This is a genomic window from Marivirga tractuosa (genome assembly GCF_042140215.1).
GTDB classification, from domain to species: Bacteria; Bacteroidota; Bacteroidia; order Cytophagales; family Cyclobacteriaceae; genus Marivirga; species Marivirga tractuosa_A.
This window is the reverse complement of the sequence record NZ_CP159478.1, coordinates 3,601,435-3,616,921: the sequence shown is the minus strand read 5'-3', so window position 1 is coordinate 3,616,921 and position 15,487 is coordinate 3,601,435. Positions and strand designations below refer to the sequence as shown.

Annotated in this window: 14 protein-coding genes; 7 read left to right on the top strand and 7 right to left on the bottom strand. The window is 34.7% G+C overall.

Annotation, left to right across the window (positions count from 1 at the left end):
* Positions 1-106: 106 nt before the first annotated feature.
* The 6 genes from ABWH96_RS16160 to ABWH96_RS16135 form a co-directional block, all read right to left on the bottom strand.
* Positions 107-2,023, bottom strand: coding sequence for an ATP-binding protein (locus tag ABWH96_RS16160; RefSeq protein ID WP_375578546.1), 1,917 nt, complete (start codon positions 2,021-2,023; stop codon positions 107-109).
* Between the two features lie 13 nt (positions 2,024-2,036).
* Positions 2,037-2,432 carry a hypothetical protein gene (locus tag ABWH96_RS16155; RefSeq protein ID WP_375578545.1) on the bottom strand — a complete coding sequence of 132 codons (396 nt, stop codon included), beginning with the start codon at positions 2,430-2,432 and terminating at the stop codon, positions 2,037-2,039.
* Between the two features lie 225 nt (positions 2,433-2,657).
* A complete protein-coding gene (locus ABWH96_RS16150) occupies positions 2,658-3,974 on the bottom strand; it encodes an outer membrane beta-barrel protein (RefSeq protein ID WP_375578544.1) in 1,317 nt (438 codons plus the stop codon).
* 19 nt (positions 3,975-3,993) lie between these two features.
* Entirely contained in the window at positions 3,994-4,653 is a 660-nt protein-coding gene (locus ABWH96_RS16145) for a hypothetical protein (protein WP_375578543.1), read from the bottom strand.
* Entirely contained in the window at positions 4,640-5,218 is a 579-nt protein-coding gene (locus ABWH96_RS16140; protein ID WP_375578542.1) for an RNA polymerase sigma factor, read from the bottom strand. The genes ABWH96_RS16145 and ABWH96_RS16140 overlap by 14 nt, the downstream gene beginning before the upstream one ends.
* A 100-nt stretch (positions 5,219-5,318) precedes the next feature.
* Positions 5,319-6,050: an NAD(P)-dependent oxidoreductase gene (locus ABWH96_RS16135; protein WP_375578541.1), complete on the bottom strand. Its 732-nt coding sequence runs from the start codon at positions 6,048-6,050 to the stop codon at positions 5,319-5,321.
* 223 nt (positions 6,051-6,273) lie between these two features.
* Here ABWH96_RS16135 and ABWH96_RS16130 point away from each other — a divergent pair, with 223 nt between their 5' ends.
* From ABWH96_RS16130 to ABWH96_RS16115, 4 genes are all read left to right on the top strand, one after another.
* Positions 6,274-8,232, top strand: a complete 1,959-nt coding sequence (locus ABWH96_RS16130) for a hypothetical protein (protein ID WP_375578540.1) — start codon at positions 6,274-6,276, stop codon at positions 8,230-8,232.
* 16 nt (positions 8,233-8,248) lie between these two features.
* Entirely contained in the window at positions 8,249-9,526 is a 1,278-nt protein-coding gene (locus ABWH96_RS16125; RefSeq protein ID WP_375578539.1) for a PDZ domain-containing protein, read from the top strand.
* Positions 9,527-9,808: 282 nt separating this feature from the next.
* Positions 9,809-10,201 carry a hypothetical protein gene (locus ABWH96_RS16120; RefSeq protein WP_375578538.1) on the top strand — a complete coding sequence of 131 codons (393 nt, stop codon included), beginning with the start codon at positions 9,809-9,811 and terminating at the stop codon, positions 10,199-10,201.
* Positions 10,202-10,331: 130 nt separating this feature from the next.
* Complete coding sequence (locus tag ABWH96_RS16115) at positions 10,332-11,393, top strand: DKNYY domain-containing protein (protein WP_375578537.1); 1,062 nt, start codon at positions 10,332-10,334, stop codon at positions 11,391-11,393.
* Here ABWH96_RS16115 and ABWH96_RS16110 read toward each other — a convergent pair.
* On the bottom strand, positions 11,390-12,493 hold the full coding sequence (locus ABWH96_RS16110) for a hypothetical protein (RefSeq protein ID WP_375578536.1): 1,104 nt from the start codon (positions 12,491-12,493) through the stop codon (positions 11,390-11,392). The genes ABWH96_RS16115 and ABWH96_RS16110 overlap by 4 nt on opposite strands.
* Positions 12,494-12,837: 344 nt before the next feature.
* On the opposite strand from ABWH96_RS16110, the gene ABWH96_RS16105 reads away from it, so the two are divergent.
* The 3 genes from ABWH96_RS16105 (at position 12,838) to ABWH96_RS16095 (ending at position 15,314) form a co-directional block, all read left to right on the top strand.
* Positions 12,838-13,917: a hypothetical protein gene (locus ABWH96_RS16105; protein WP_375578535.1), complete on the top strand. Its 1,080-nt coding sequence runs from the start codon at positions 12,838-12,840 to the stop codon at positions 13,915-13,917.
* Positions 13,918-14,071: 154 nt separating this feature from the next.
* Positions 14,072-14,527, top strand: coding sequence for a hypothetical protein (locus ABWH96_RS16100; protein WP_375578534.1), 456 nt, complete (start codon positions 14,072-14,074; stop codon positions 14,525-14,527).
* A gap of 148 nt (positions 14,528-14,675) precedes the next feature.
* Complete coding sequence (locus ABWH96_RS16095) at positions 14,676-15,314, top strand: VWA domain-containing protein (protein ID WP_375578533.1); 639 nt, start codon at positions 14,676-14,678, stop codon at positions 15,312-15,314.
* Positions 15,315-15,487: the final 173 nt, after the last annotated feature.

Below are 15,487 nucleotides of genomic sequence, written 5' to 3'. Positions count from 1 at the left end.
AAAAGAAAATAAAAGGTTTTTCGCTAAAGCGAAAAACTCGTTAAGGAAATTCCCTTAACTTAATAGCATTGTGGGGGAATTAAAGGGGGGGTTGGGGAGCTAAGGGCTACTGTCTTTCATCGTAATCAGGCAAATAAATAATAAAAGTAGTGCCATTTTTAAGCTCACTTTCAATTTCCATTTTACCTTTATTCATATCCACAAACTCCTTCACTAACTGAAGGCCTAAACCAACCCCTTTTTCACCTTTGGTGCCTTGGCTAATTTCAAAGTGATCTTCGGACAGTAGCATATCAATTTTTGATTGAGGCATACCTATTCCATTGTCGGTCACTTTAATCACTATAAATGGATTAGCTTTTTCAGCTGTCAATTGAATTTCACCATTTTCATCAGTGAATTTCAAGGCATTGCTCACTAAATTTCTTAAGATGGTTTTTACACTATTAATATCTGCCCACAGATAAAGATTCTCTGGTATATCAGTAATCAATCGAATCTTTTTCCCTTCAGCCATATTAAAAAACAGATCGATTAATTCATTCATTAAATTCTTAAGTGCTATTTTTTCAGGCTGATAAGGAATATTTCCCTGCTGCGTTACGGACCAATCCAGTAAATTAGTTAAAAGTGCAGAAAGATTGTTAATAGATTTATCAAAAACAGCATGAATATCATGTAAATCTTTAAGGTCTTGATTCATTATGCTCATTTTCATAATGGCGGATAATCCCTTAAAGGAATTGATAGGCCCCATTAAATCATGAGAAATGATGGACAGAAATTTCTCTCTGGTTTCATTGATTGCTTCTAGTTGGTCTCTTTGTGCCTCTGCCTCTTCTTTTCTCTCTTTTAAAATTGAATTGAGGGTTTGTTTTCTTCTACTGTTGCGATAATAGAGAAAACTGGCAAGGCCTAATAGTATGATAATAAGCGCCATTGAAGCGAATATAATATACTGATTTCTTTGCTCCGTTTTTAATAATTGAATCTCTGTTTCCCGCTGGTTGACTTCATATTCAGTTCTTAAGTCCGCTATTTCCCGTATTTTCTCTTCATTGTTAATGCTGTCTCGGTAGGTTAAGTACTGACTTTGGTGGTAGTAAGCTTTTTGATAATTATTCGAAGCATCATATAATTCAGATAGCTTTAAGTTGGCGTCCCGAATTTGCTCTTTTAAAGAATAATCTTTAGCTATTTTTAAGCTATGTTGAACATAGCCTATGGCCCGTTCTAAGTCATTATTTTCTTTATAGATATCTGCAATGTAGAGGTCATAAACTGCTATAGGATAAAAATCTCCCATATCTTTAAGGATAGTGGAAGCTAATTCCATTTTCTTTTTGGCAACTTGATGTTCGCCTTTTTGGGCGTGAACCAGACCCATATTACCTATAGTATAGGCAGTCCCCATTAAGAACTCGACTTTCTGGAAGATTTTACCCGCTTCTTCAAAATAAATCAATGAAGAATCATACTTCCCTAGTGTTCGGTAAAAATTTCCTGTATTAAGGAGACTTCTAGCAAGATTTGTCGAATCCTTTCTGCTTTTTCCTTTACGTAGATTTTCAATGCCCAATTGAAAATAGTAAAGTGATTTATCGAAATCCTCTCCAACACTATACAAAGTACCAAGCGAACTGTATATTAACGCCTTCCTTCCAATGTTCTTTTGCTTCTCAGCTTCTTTTAATCCTGATAGATAATGTGAAAGAGATTGTTCTATATCTCCTTTTCTCTTATAAATATGTCCTAATTCAAGATTTGTTTTAAATATCCAATTACTATTTTGTATGTTATTTGCTGTATTATACGCCTCTTTTGCGTATTGAAGTCGGATTTCTGGTGAGAGGGTTGAGTTTTTGAATAGCTCTTCGTAAACCTCTAGGCGTGCTGAATCATTCTTAAATTTCCCTGTGCTTAAAAGCCTATTCAAACTATCGACATCGGAGTATTGAAATCCAAAAACTTGAAAACTAAAAAAAAGAAAACTCATCAATAGATACGTTTTCTTTTTTTTCATTATTAATTGGTATTTAACCATCGTCCTTTACTTCTAAATCAGGATCATCTGCATATTGCTGATTCCCAATCTTATACGCAATAGTATAAGATTCTGTGCCAGTCGCATCTTTGCCAATAGTACCTGTCCAATCTGTTTTAGGATCTTTTAGATCTACTGGTGCTGAACCTTCCGAAAAAAGATTTTGACTTCCGGGCTTTGCGGTAATTCCTGTGATTTGATCTATTCCTCCATTAGGGTCTAGTTTCCATGTTACCGTATCCCCAGGTTTTACGGTGGTAGTGATAGTATCCTTACCAGCGTGACCTTCGTTATCAGTCAGGTAAAGATGGTCATTTCCTTCCTGTTTACTGATGTTGATGATTTCTGTTGACATATAGTTTTTGTTTTTGGTTATTAATCTTTTCAAATATAGTAATATTTGAATTTTAGTTGATGTTTTCTTAAGACACTTTAGCTTTTATTGGATGAAGTTAAAGTTTTTATAGATAAGAGGCAGTATTTTATCTTATAAATTAAGTTTGATTTGTAAGTTCATCTAAGAATTAAAATAAAAAAGACAGCATAGAATAGTTTTCTGTGCTGTCTTTAATCCAATTTCCTTCTCCATTTGGAGAAGGACTAAGGGTGAGGCTTAGAATATTACTCCAAAAGATATCGCTCTTAGCGGATAATCGGCTTCTGGCCCTCTGTCTTCTATAAATACTGGACTCAAGTCGTAAGTAGCGAATAAGTCTACACCTTTCCATCCTACTTGGGCTTTCAAACCATATTTCCAGTTGTTGATATGGAAATTGTTTTTGACCACATCTTTTCCATTATCATTATACTTGAATTTTGACTTGCTTGCAATTCTGTAACTTCCGTATGGACCTGCTCCAATTCTGAAGGCATTACTGCTTTTTCCGAAGTGGAACATAGGAACTAAGTTGAAATTCAAATAAGTAATATTCAGTTTACTTCTACTTGGGCTGATATCAGGTCTAGAGATTTCAGTATCATTGAGTAGTACCTGCTCTGGCCCTTTTGTAAATTGATATTTATTATCTGCTAGTGCAAAGTTGTTCCATAAAAGCCCCATTTGAAAATTAAATTTCACATACGGACTAACTGAAATTTTATGGTTGGAATGAATTCCGTAAGTCCATGAAGTTAAAGGATCCAATGCAAATTCTTTATTATCAGTGTCTGGAAATTGATTGTTCGAATTCAAGTAGTTGTTTAAGCCTATTGAAAAATCAATATCATGATCATGCTGGATGAATCTGTTTTTATCTTTAGCTACTACTTTCTCTTCATTGAATGCAGTATTGAATTCATCTTTAAGTTCTTTTTTCCAACCTTTATCTGAGTCATCACCATTATTCCCAAATATTTTACCCATTTGAAAATGAGCATCTGCATTAGCGGAGTAATCTCTGATAAAGCCTATGCCCGATTCAGGCATATTGGTAGTGGATGCAGTACCTGAATAACCATCATTACAATCCACTTTTAGGGTGATAGCTTCAATTTCACCATTAATTATTTGAAGATTTTCATATTCAATATCAATCCCTTTTTTGGAAGCATCTTCCTTTATTTTCTCTAATTCTGCTCGAGAAGTGGTTTTAAGTATTTGAACTTTATATTGATCATTACTTTTGGTGCTTAGTTCACTTAAGTAATAGTAATCCCCTGATTGCTTGATTAAATAAGTTACATTTTCTCCTGAAATGAGCACTTCTTCATCCTGTAAATCACCTGCATTCTCTGAAATACTTTCTACTATTTTTTTCAAATTGAAAGCTTTCACTTCTTCCTTATCCTGAATATTGTTCAGTATAATTTCTACCATTTCTCCATTTGCTTGGATCACTTTTAGAGTATCCGAGTTCCAACCGCTTGCACTAGCCAAATGACTCATAAGGCCTAGGCAAAAAATCATTGATATTTTTATTAAATTTTTCATCTCTGTCTTTTTTTATTTATTAATTATTTTCCTTTCGGTTAAATTGAAGTGCGGAAGCAAACAATTCGTTTTTAGCACTTCTCAAATCCGCTAAACTGAATTCACTGGCCAGTGATTTAAGCTTGTTATTACCCTTTTCTATTAAATTATTTTCTTTTTTACGATCTGCATATGCGTAATGTATTTCCACTATCACCTTGTTTTCACGCTTTTGTGGAGCTAGTCTCAATTCAGGTATCCTAGTTATTTCAAAGTTAGCTTCATAGCCATTCACTTTTTCAAGAGAAACCATTCGGCTATGCTCTTCTACCACTAGCTTATCCGGAGTAGATTCTTGAGCAGGTGTTGAAATCTTATTATTCGGAACAGTATTTTGCATTGGTTCTTCTTTTTCAATCTCAGGCTTTGCTATCATATCATTTCCCGAAAAGCTTAACTGTGAATTATTTAATTCAATTTTTGCCAAGCTTTGCTCTTCGGGCTGGTTAAAATTATATACCAATCCGAATGATAAAGCTAAAAGAATACTAACACTAGCGGCTATCATCCAGGGGAATCCCTTTTTTTGCTTTTTCCCTTTCATTTGGGCTTGCACCTTGGCAAAAGCATCGGCTGAAACCGGATCGCTATGACGCTCCAGTTTTTGCTTAAATAATTGATCTATTTTATGAGTTTCCATGACTTACTGCTATTTCTTGTTCCATTTCAGCCAAGCGTTTTTGCAAGTAAACTCTTGCTCTGCTCAATTGCGATTTGGAGGTGTTTTCATTAATATTTAACTGTTCGGCTATCTCCTTATGAGAAAAACCTTCAATGGCATAGAGGTTAAAAACCGTTCTATAGCCCACCGGTAGTTCTGCAATCATTTGCATTAAATCTTCTGTTTGCAAATAATCTTCCATGGCATCATAATTTGGTAAATGATGTGCTTCTTCTATATCCATGTTCAGTTGCATGTTTTTATGCTTTCGCAGATATTGTAAAGATTCATTGACCATGATGCGTTTCATCCAGCCTTCAAAATTTCCTTCTCCTGTATATTGTTCTATACGTTTGAAGATTTTCGTGAAAGCGGTTATCATCACACCTTCTGCTTCCAATACATCTTTCACGTATCTTCGGCAAAGGCTTAGCATCCTTCCGGAGTATTTGTCAAACAAGGCTCGCTGAGCACTTGCTTTCTGCTTAATGCATCCTGCTATTAAGTCTTCTTCCGTTTTAGATTTGTTGATAAACACTTTCATTTTTGCTGGTTACATCAAGAAGATGCAGATAGTTTACGATCGGTTGCGTGGGTTGATAAAGTTTTTTGAAATTTAGTGAAAATCTACTTGAAAAGTTGTTTTAGATAGATGTTTCCACATTATAAATCACCGGCATCCTCCCTTTCCATTCTTTCCATAAATTATCATCTAGAATTAATTGTGTCATAAAATGGGCTACATTAATCCTGCTTGTTTCACCAGGATTAAAAATAGCACTTCTTATAGGGGAAGGATGTAGATTATACTCCGTGACAGTTTTTTCATTGTTAAGCGCATCAGGACGAACGGTTACCCATTCAATTTTAGGATTTTTTTGACCAATTTGCAGTCGTAGATAATCAGATGCTTTTTCATTATCAGCCTGGGGAGGAAGAAGAGTTCGAATTACAGCAATCACAATTTTTTGAGCGGTGGAAACATGCTCATTGATATCTCTATTTTGATTTCCTACCGTATTCATCAAAACAAATTTTACAGCTTTTGCAGGATTGTTTTTTGAAATGGCTTTACTGATAAGTTGAACTGCCTCCGTTACCAGTCTGCGTGGGTGTCCGAACATTCCTTTAAGTGTCAAATTATGTCCTAAGCAAGAAGCGAACCCATCACAATCAGTAACAATTTCAGTCATCTCCTCAAGATTCATTTCTGAGATATTGCCACGGATTATATGAAGTTGCTCATTATAAAGCCAAGTATCAGGAATATTTGCTGTAGGTCGAACAATTATCTTAACTTCTTTTCTTGCAGATAATAATTCCTCCACTAAAAGTTTTCCTGTAGCACCACTAGCACCCACAATTAAGGTTTTCATTTTGGTCTTTAGTTTTCAGTCAAATATAAACTAAAGTATTTTTTTAATGAAATATACAAAACTGACAATTCGGAACAAGCACAAACTGTCCGCTTACTAGCACATCAGCACATCAAAAAATCAGCACATCAACAAATCATCTCCTGCCTCACTCATATAATTCTTCTACCATATTTCATTCAAATTTCTTAGCTTACTTTTCAAATCAAAAAAATCAGTTTCTATGAAGAAAATATATTTATTCTTATTGATGGCTTTTGTTTCCCTAGAAGCTTTTAGCCAGGGTACTATGCTTTTACGGCAGCCTACTTTATCGGCTGAGCATGTGGTATTCGTTTATGCCAATGATTTATGGAAAGCACCTCTTTCAGGTGGTGATGCCGTTCGATTAACAACCGGAGAGGGTTATGAATCCGCTCCTCATTTTTCTGATGATGGAAAATGGATAGCTTTTACAGCTCAGTATGATGGTAATATTGATGTTTACATAATTCCTGCAGAAGGAGGGACACCTAAAAGGTTAACCTATCATCCAGGCGGTGACTTTGTGCAAGGCTGGACTCCTGAAGGGGAGGTTTTATTCCGAACAGGCAGAAAAGCACATCCTACCAAAACTTCTCAGCTCTATACTGTTTCCTCGGAGGGGAGTTTTCCTCAACCATTGGTAGATATTAGAGCTTCTTATGGGGAGGTTTCTCCTGATGGAAGTTATTTAGCATATACGCCCATCACCTCTTGGGATCCTGAGTGGAGAAATTACCGTGGCGGACAAGCCATGCCAATCTGGATTTTGAACTTGCAAAATCAAGAATTGACCAGAACCCCTCAATTAGATAAGGAAAGACATCTTGACCCAGTTTGGATAGGACCGAAGGTTTATTATTTATCCGAAAGAGATTATGTAAGCAATATTTGGAGCTATGATATAGAAACACAAGAAGAGGAACAAATTACCTTTCATAAAAAATTTGATGTAAAAAGCCTGGATGCATTCGGTGAACAAATCGCCTACGAACAAGGTGGATATTTGCATATATTAAATGCCAGTGATAAATCAAGTAAGCAATTGGAAATCAATGTTTCAGGAGATTTGAATTTCAGTAGAGAAAGGTGGGAGGATGTGACAGCTGGAAATGTGAGCAATCCAAATCTTTCACCAAATGGTAAAAGAGCCATTTTTGAACACAGAGGTGATATTTTTACTTTCCCTAAGGAGGAGGGAAGCTGGAGAAACATTACGAAGAGTAGTGGTGTGGCAGATCGATATCCTATTTGGTCGCCTAAAGGAGATAAAATTGCTTGGTTTTCAGATGTAAGTGGTGAATATCAATTGGTAGTAGCCAATCAATATGGTGAAAAACAAAAATCCTATGCCTTGGAAAATCCTACTTTCTATTTTACACCTGATTGGTCTCCAGATGGAAATATGATTACCTATACCGATACGGATTATAATATTTGGTATATCAATTTAGAAAATGGACAAATTAAAAAAGTGGATACCGATGGTTATGCACATCCAAACCGAACCCTAAATCCAAATTGGTCACCTGACAGTCGCTACATTACTTATGAAAAGCAGCAAAATAGCCATTTCAAAGCTGTTTATATTTATGATACGCAAACTGGACAAACTCATCAAGTTTCCGATCCTTTGGCGGATGCCACTTCACCACAGTGGGATCAATCTGGTGATTATTTGTACTTCTTGGCAAGTACAGATTATGGCTTAAATTCTGGTTGGTTGGATATGAGTTCTTATGATCCATCCATCAGCAGAAGTCTTTATGCAGTAGTGCTTAGCGCTGATGGAAAGGCTCCTAATTTACCCAAAAGTGATGAAGAGGAAAAGGAAAAAAAGGAAGATGAAAACGGCAAGGATAAAAAAGACAAAAAGGAAGATAAAGAAGATGCGAAAGCCGTAAAAATTGATTTTAGTAATATCCAAGATCGAGTGGTTTCCTTGAAATTGCCAGCTCGAAATTATCAATTCATAAAAAGTGGAAGGGAACATAATATTTTCATTGCTGAATCTATTCCTAATAAGGAAGGATTAAAAGTACATACTTATGATGTGAAAAAGGAAAAGGCTGAAGACTTTGAAGAGAGTGTAAGTCAAATGGTCACTTTCCAAAAATGGAAATCATACGCTTTTCCAAAAAGGAGGGAATTGGAATATTAGCGAAACGAAAGGAAAAGTGAAGCCTGAAGATAAAATTTCAGTTTCAGCCAAAATGAATATAGTACCTAAGGCAGAATATGCACAAATCTTCAAAGAGGGCTGGCGGTTTATGCGAGATTTTCTTTATGTAGATAATGTACACGGTGCTCCTTGGGACAAAGTCTATAGCTGGTACCAGCCTTGGGTGGAGCATGTACACCACAGAACTGACTTAAACTATTTAGTGGATATATTAAGCGGTGAAGTAGCCATCGGCCATTCCTATGTTTCAGGTGGAGATATGCCAGATGTTGAAACAGTGCCTGTTGGTTTGCTGGGTGCTGATTTTGAAACCGAAAACGGTTATTATAAAATCAGTAAAATTTACGATGGGGAACAATGGAATCCTGATATTGATTCACCCTTAGGGTTAACAGGGCAGAAGGTAAAAGAAGGAGATTATATTTTGGAAGTGAATGGTCAAAACATCACTGCCAATGAAAATATCTACGAGCATTTTGCTCAAACTGCAGGAAGAACAGTTTCACTATTGGTCAATAGCACTGCTTCAAAATCAGGAGCAGAAAGAGTTTATGTAAAGCCAGTCAGCAATGAATATCGCCTAAGATATATCGATTGGGTAGAAGGAAACCGAAGAAAAGTAGATGAAATGTCGGATGGAAAATTGGCTTATGTATATATACCTAACACTAGTAACCCAGGTTTTACCAGCTTCAACAGATACTATTTTTCTCAGCAAGATAAAAAAGGAGTGGTATTGGATGAAAGAAATAATGGCGGTGGTTCTGCAGCTGATTATATGATTGATATTATGACTCGTGAGCCAATCGGTTATTTTAACAGTAAAGCCGGAGATAATCGCCCATGGACGTCACCTATTGCAGGAATTTGGGGGCCAAAAGTGATGATTATCAATGAAAGAGCGGGTTCAGGTGGTGATTTATTACCTTATATGTTCCAGAAAAAGGAAATAGGGCCATTAGTTGGAACTCGAACTTGGGGTGGTTTGGTCGGAACCTGGGATACGCCTAGATTTATAGATGGAGGACGAATGGTAGCACCTAGAGGAGGTTTTTACGATACCGATGGCGAATGGGCAGTTGAAGGAGAAGGTATTGCACCTGATGTGGAAGTAATAGATGATCCTAAAATGGCTTTACAAGGCAGAGATGCTCAATTGGAAAAAGCTGTGGAAGAAGCATTGAAGTTACTGGAGACTGAAGAATTCGAAATGAAGCCAGAGCCGGAAGCTCCTGTGAGATGGAAACGACCTGAGGGTTATGATAATGAATAATTAAAAATTAATAATTAGAAATTTTGGAATTACGAATTGTGGAGGGTTTTGAACCTGCTGCGGTTCGTAATTTTTTTTTTGCATAAAATTGCATAGTTCTAATTTCAGAAATTATTGTGCATTGATTCCCACTTTATGATTTTGTCTAATTTATTTTTGTGCTTTTAATTACTCACTATTTATAGTGATTTTTTTTAATGCATCTTTTTAGTGATTCCTAGTGAGCTTATAGATGATAGCTTTGTTTTAAATAAAGTATTACAAACCAAACATAATTTTAAAATGGGATTACAAGAAAAACGTTTAGCCAAGGAAATTCAAGCTGAAAAATTACCTGAGTTTGAAGCAAAAGTAAAAGAGATTACCGGATCTGATATTAAAGTAGATATCGATTGGGATACTTTTACGGCTTATGACAGTTATCCACTTAGCAGATTGGATATTGTATTTGACGACATTAGTTCATTTTTAAAGAAGATTTGTGCTGATGATTTAGGTAAGGAGGCATTGCAAGAGAAACTAAACACTATTAAACTTACGAATACTGATAATCCTGAAGAATTGAAAATGGAATTATCAGATAATGTTTTATCCTTTAAATTACAGCTTGCTGGAAGCTCATTTGGAGCTTATACAGATTCACAAATTGTATCTTATGTGGAAAGCCAATTGTAATTGTAATGTTTATTTTCAGTATAACTTCATTGCAATTCATAGGATTTATTTTTGTTTAGGTAAGTTAGTTTCTCTGTGAATTTTAAAAAATGTATAATTTTAGGTTTTAAAAGCCTCAAGGATTAGTACAATGAATTATGCTGTAAATATTGTTGCAACTATTTTACTATTCCCATGGCCTGCAATTGTTATCATGTCTCCGATGATGATTGCGGCCAGGGGGTTTAGTAATGATAAATCTTCAATTATCATTACTATATTATTTTTCATTTATCCTGCCTTAATATTCCTTTTAATAAAACTTTTTGGGTTTAAATTTTATGGAACTGAACCCCTGGCATGGGGTGTTGGTTTTTCAATAGCGGCAGTAATTATTATTCAATTATATGGCTTACCCAGAATGTTATCTAACCTTTATAGTAATATACCCAATGAAGGCTATCACATAACAACTGATAAGGTTTATAAAAATGGAATACCTTTAAAAGAAGCTGATCCTCAAACTTTTACTAGTCTGGAAGGAACCCACTTTTACAGTAAGGATGCTTATCGTGTTTATGCTGATTTTACTATTATTAAAAATGCGGATGCTCCTAGTTTCGGTGCTGTAGAAGGTAGTAATGGAATCTATTGGAAAGATAAAAATAGTGCATATTCTCAATGGGAACGAATAAAAGATTCAGATGGAGAAACTTTTGAATGGATAGGGCATAACTATGCAAAGGATAAAAATCATGTGTATTTTGATCAATATATTGTTGATAATGCTGACCCTAACTCTTTTAAGGCATTAGAAAGTTATATTGGTCGAGACAATCATGCTGTTTTTGTAAGACATTATGAGGCAAATAATATTAGGGATCTTGATAGCTTTGAATTGATACATTTTGATGAAAAGTTTTTTGGCAAGGATAATCATCATGTATATGCAATTTTCTATAATTCATCCAATCCTTTAGAGATTTTTCCTGGAGCTGATCCAGCTACATTTAAGCCAGTTGGAGAATATTATGCTGTGGATGATAAACATGTTTATCATTATAGCTATCACAGAGGCCATGTAAAAGTATTGTCAGGAGTAAATCCTGATAATTTTGTATTGGAACATGACCCAGCCACTGGTGCAAATGCCAGAGCTGGAGATTTATTATTCAGGAATGGGGATGTGGTTTCTCCAGAAGATGAACCTTAATCTAATACAAAATCATCTACATTGAATCGAGCAAGTTCTTCAAATTCTTCCATGGGTAAATTTTCTTTAGATTCAGTGAGTTTCCCTTTTTTATATTTGAAATAACTAAAGGTATGAGGTGAATTACCTGCAGTAACAAGCGTTCCTAATTCAGGCGCTCCATCTTCATCTAAAAATAATTTTGTGCTAAACTCGCTTGGCTGCTCCTTAAAAAGTAACACATAATTATTTTTATTATTTTTGCTTATTTTTGGTGTCCTTTCCATCAGTGCTTCAAAAATTGAATAAATAATGCTTCCGTTTTGTCTTTCATCATCATCTACTTCTTCACTTATTTTGAAGTGGCTAGAATGCTGATAGCTGTATGAGTTTCCATCTTTATAATAAGTAACTTGACCATCCATCTTTTGAAAATTCTTTTCAATTGAGGCTTGGTAGAACTCAAATCCTGAATTAGAAGAGAATGAAACTTTACCAGCATCTACATCAGTAAAAGCAACCCTTACATTGCCAGCTTTGCTTTCAAATCTTTCATTACTTTTTAGGGTATATCCATCCTCATTAAAAGTAAGATTCAATACTTCTGCATAATGGATGGCACCAAGCATTAATTCAATATCTAATAATTCACCCTTTTTATAATTTTCAATTGCTAAAAGGAAAGCGTGATCTTCTAATTTGTAATATTGGTATTGCACACCATTCCAAACCTTCCCATTTTTGTAATCAGTTTTTAGAGTAGTTGCATTATAATCAGTATTTCCACTGTAACCTTCTTCAAAACTAATTGGTTTCGAATATTGGGCAACCTGCGTTCCATTCTCATAATGGTCTACAATATTAAGTTCTAAATCATTTTCAGAATGTACAAAATAACCATCATAGGGTTTTCCATCTTTAAAATAGCCTTTCAATGGCTGTTTACCCTCTACCTTTATTAAATAATCAGTAGCTTCTTGAATAATCCCGTCCTTATAAAGGTGCTCATACCATATTTTTTTGTTATGAAAATATTGCTGTAGCCCATCTAAATTACCTGCTTCATTATAAGTAGGATAAGCGTAGAAATAATCTTGGGAGTAGGATGCCATAGTGCTCATAAGGAGTAAAATTAAATAGGGTTTAACCAAATTGGATTTCAGGTTTTTAAACATGATTTCAGTTTCGTTTTTGAATGATCATATCATTTATCAAAAGTATTTTATTAAGCTAGGGATTACCTCCTCATTTATAGTGATTTTTAATTTTAGCCATTAAGTAGGATTGAAGCGAAATGTTAAGCCTATAATTTTATGGTTGAATTATTAAACTTCTATCAAGAGATATTAAATTGTCATAAACCAGAGCATGCCAACCGAGGATGAATATTTAAAACCCAAAGTATGGAAGCTGATGATGGAAGCAAGACATGCCAAGTGACTATTGAAAAAGCAATTATATATACATGAAACAAATTAGATCAACTTCAAACAGTCAACCGGTAGTAGAAGTGGTTGACAATGAAAAAGCTGTTATTGCTTTGTATGACGGAACCATTTCGGTAGTGTACCTGACTAAAAACAAGTTTCTGTCAAATAAGCTGGAAGCAGAAGCTGTCCAGATTTCCATTCATGGGTCTCATCTCTATGTTTTAACAAAGCCTTTTCCTATAGAAGTAAAAGATGATGAAGAAAATGAGGAAGTTTTAGCAATAAATATGCTTGCGGCTAAGAAAACGGGAATTACTTTATGGAAGCTGGAGATTGGAGAAAACGAGATATCCGTAGTTGGTAAACGTCAAAACACAGGTGGTTTTGCGATTTATGACCAAAAAATATTTGCATGCAATCCACTGGAAGAAGGCTTTTATGTACTTGATTTAAAGTTGAATGAAATAGAACGAGTAGGTATTACTATAAAGCCTACAAATCGAAAACCCTGGTTTTCATCAATTTTTATTATTGATTCTATTTTGTACCTTTTTCAGGATGAAAATGTAATAAGATGGTTTAGGATCAATGATCAGATTTCAGAAGGTGGAATATTGGTGCCCGAAAATCGTCATGTGACTAATTTTGTTAGTTTGAATAAATCGCCAAAAAAATTAATAAAAGCAGGTGACTACATTATAGGAACACTCGATTCAAACCAATCTTTTCTTATCGATTTTAATGAAAGTACACCCTATGTCGTGAATGATCCCAGTGAATTTATTGATTTGAAATACAAAGAATCATATACTTTCTCAAAAAAAATTCAAGCTAATACAGGACACTATGCTTTGGCTATCAATAGGTATGTTATCACAATCGCAGATACCAAATTGAGTGAAATTCAATATGCTTTTTGTTTATCAAGCGCAGAGGATACTCTTAATTTATCAAGGATAAATGCGTCTGATAATTTTGCTATTTGCTATGCATGGACGTATGACAGAAAATTTCCAATAGTTATTTTAGATATGGCTGACCCAAAAATGCCTAAGATTCATACTGTGATTAATTTGGGAGGAGATATCAAAGGTTTAACTATTGAAGAAGATTAATTTAGGATAATATCTTGATTTGAAGAGTTGTGAGTGTTTCTGATATTTTTGACAAAAGGTGGTGTGATTACTTCATGTGTGGATTTAAATTGATGGATAGTTAATTTATATGTCAGATTTTAAGCGGTTAAAAATTAAAAAGAAAGCTAGGATAATGGATTTTATATTACCAATTCTCTTTTTCCTGATCCCAATATTAATAGCTTTCAAGTTATGTGAGTGGCAGGTTGTAGCCGCTTTTTTAGTAGGGGTGGTGCTGGTTCCATTTCTGATGATATCGTTATTCCATTTGTATGAGGTTTACTTCATGAGTAAAACACTGGATTTTAAAGGAGCCCTTAGTATCTCCGCCATGTTTTCAGTTTTCGGGCTGCCGATTTATTTAATCATTGTACTTCCATTTTATTATTTCCTGCAGACATTGCAATTCCCAATTCACTATAGTTTTCCAATCCTTATCTCTATCATAATGTGTATTTTATTTGTATTAATTACTGAAAGAGAATGGGGGTGGAAACAAATTGCAGTGATAATACTTTGTAGTTATGTTCATTCCTGGTTTATCTTATGGATGATTGCCAAGCTAAAGAATATCCAATTTGGAGATTAAGAATTACATGCTGAATTTTTTGGATTTACTTTTATAAACTCACCTATTTTAATGATTTTTCTATATCACTTATTTCGGTGTGTTTTCTCATCTTAAGCAGGCTTAACTTTGTATTCTTATTTCTTTTCTCACCTTAAAAAACACAATTATGGTTACAAAACACCAAGTACACAATCTTATTATTTTGGACGAAAGCGGATCAATGGGATCAATTAAAGACACCATTATTGATGGATTTAATGAAATTGTTCAAACTGTAAAGGGAATAGCAAAAGAATATCAGGATCAGGAGCATTTTATCTCCTTGGTTACATTCAATGGTTTAGGAATTAAAAAGCTACATTTTAATGAGCCTGTAGAAAAACTAGAACTTATTGATAAAGATAAATATAAACCCAATGCCTCTACTCCTTTATACGATGCTATAGGTTTCAGCTTTAATAAGCTAAGACAAATAGTAGATAAACATATGGAATGCAATGTATTAGTCACAATCCTTACTGATGGTTTAGAAAACGCTTCAAGAGAACATACAGGACAGGAGGTAAAGAAAATGATTGATGAGCTGAAACAAAATAATTGGACTTTTACATACATTGGTGCAGACCATGACGTGGAAAGTTTTGCTACTTCAATTTCCATTAACAATACGATGACGTTTAAGAAAAGCGCACCGGCTATGGCGAAAATGTTCGCGAAAGAGAAGCTAATGAGAGGTAAATACAGCCAAAAAATCAGGTCTAAGGAAGATCTTTCAGGAAATCTTTATGAAGACGATAAGGAGTAAGCCTTAAGTTTGATTGTTTGGAAGTCAAGAGCCTTCTCTCATATAATGGGAGGAGGCTTTTTTATTGTCCGCTTAAGTAAAAGTGTATAGAACTCACCATTTTTAATGATTTCTCAGCATACTCTTTTGTGGTGGTTTTTTCGAAAGAGAGGGTTGGTAGATTTGTTGATTAA

Bases quoted from the DNA above. Each gene is read 5' to 3' on its own strand.
- ABWH96_RS16160 (WP_375578546.1), bottom strand. From the start codon at position 2,023: ATGAAAAAAAAGAAAACGTATCTATTGATGAGTTTTCTTTTTTTTAGT.
- ABWH96_RS16150 (WP_375578544.1), bottom strand. From the start codon at position 3,974: ATGAAAAATTTAATAAAAATATCAATGATTTTTTGCCTAGGCCTTATG.
- ABWH96_RS16145 (WP_375578543.1), bottom strand. From the start codon at position 4,653: ATGGAAACTCATAAAATAGATCAATTATTTAAGCAAAAACTGGAGCGT.
- ABWH96_RS16140 (WP_375578542.1), bottom strand. From the start codon at position 5,218: ATGAAAGTGTTTATCAACAAATCTAAAACGGAAGAAGACTTAATAGCA.
- ABWH96_RS16135 (WP_375578541.1), bottom strand. From the start codon at position 6,050: ATGAAAACCTTAATTGTGGGTGCTAGTGGTGCTACAGGAAAACTTTTA.
- ABWH96_RS16130 (WP_375578540.1), top strand. From the start codon at position 6,274: ATGAAGAAAATATATTTATTCTTATTGATGGCTTTTGTTTCCCTAGAA.
- ABWH96_RS16120 (WP_375578538.1), top strand. From the start codon at position 9,809: ATGGGATTACAAGAAAAACGTTTAGCCAAGGAAATTCAAGCTGAAAAA.
- ABWH96_RS16115 (WP_375578537.1), top strand. From the start codon at position 10,332: ATGAATTATGCTGTAAATATTGTTGCAACTATTTTACTATTCCCATGG.
- ABWH96_RS16110 (WP_375578536.1), bottom strand. From the start codon at position 12,493: ATGAGCACTATGGCATCCTACTCCCAAGATTATTTCTACGCTTATCCT.
- ABWH96_RS16105 (WP_375578535.1), top strand. From the start codon at position 12,838: ATGAAACAAATTAGATCAACTTCAAACAGTCAACCGGTAGTAGAAGTG.
- ABWH96_RS16100 (WP_375578534.1), top strand. From the start codon at position 14,072: ATGGATTTTATATTACCAATTCTCTTTTTCCTGATCCCAATATTAATA.
- ABWH96_RS16095 (WP_375578533.1), top strand. From the start codon at position 14,676: ATGGTTACAAAACACCAAGTACACAATCTTATTATTTTGGACGAAAGC.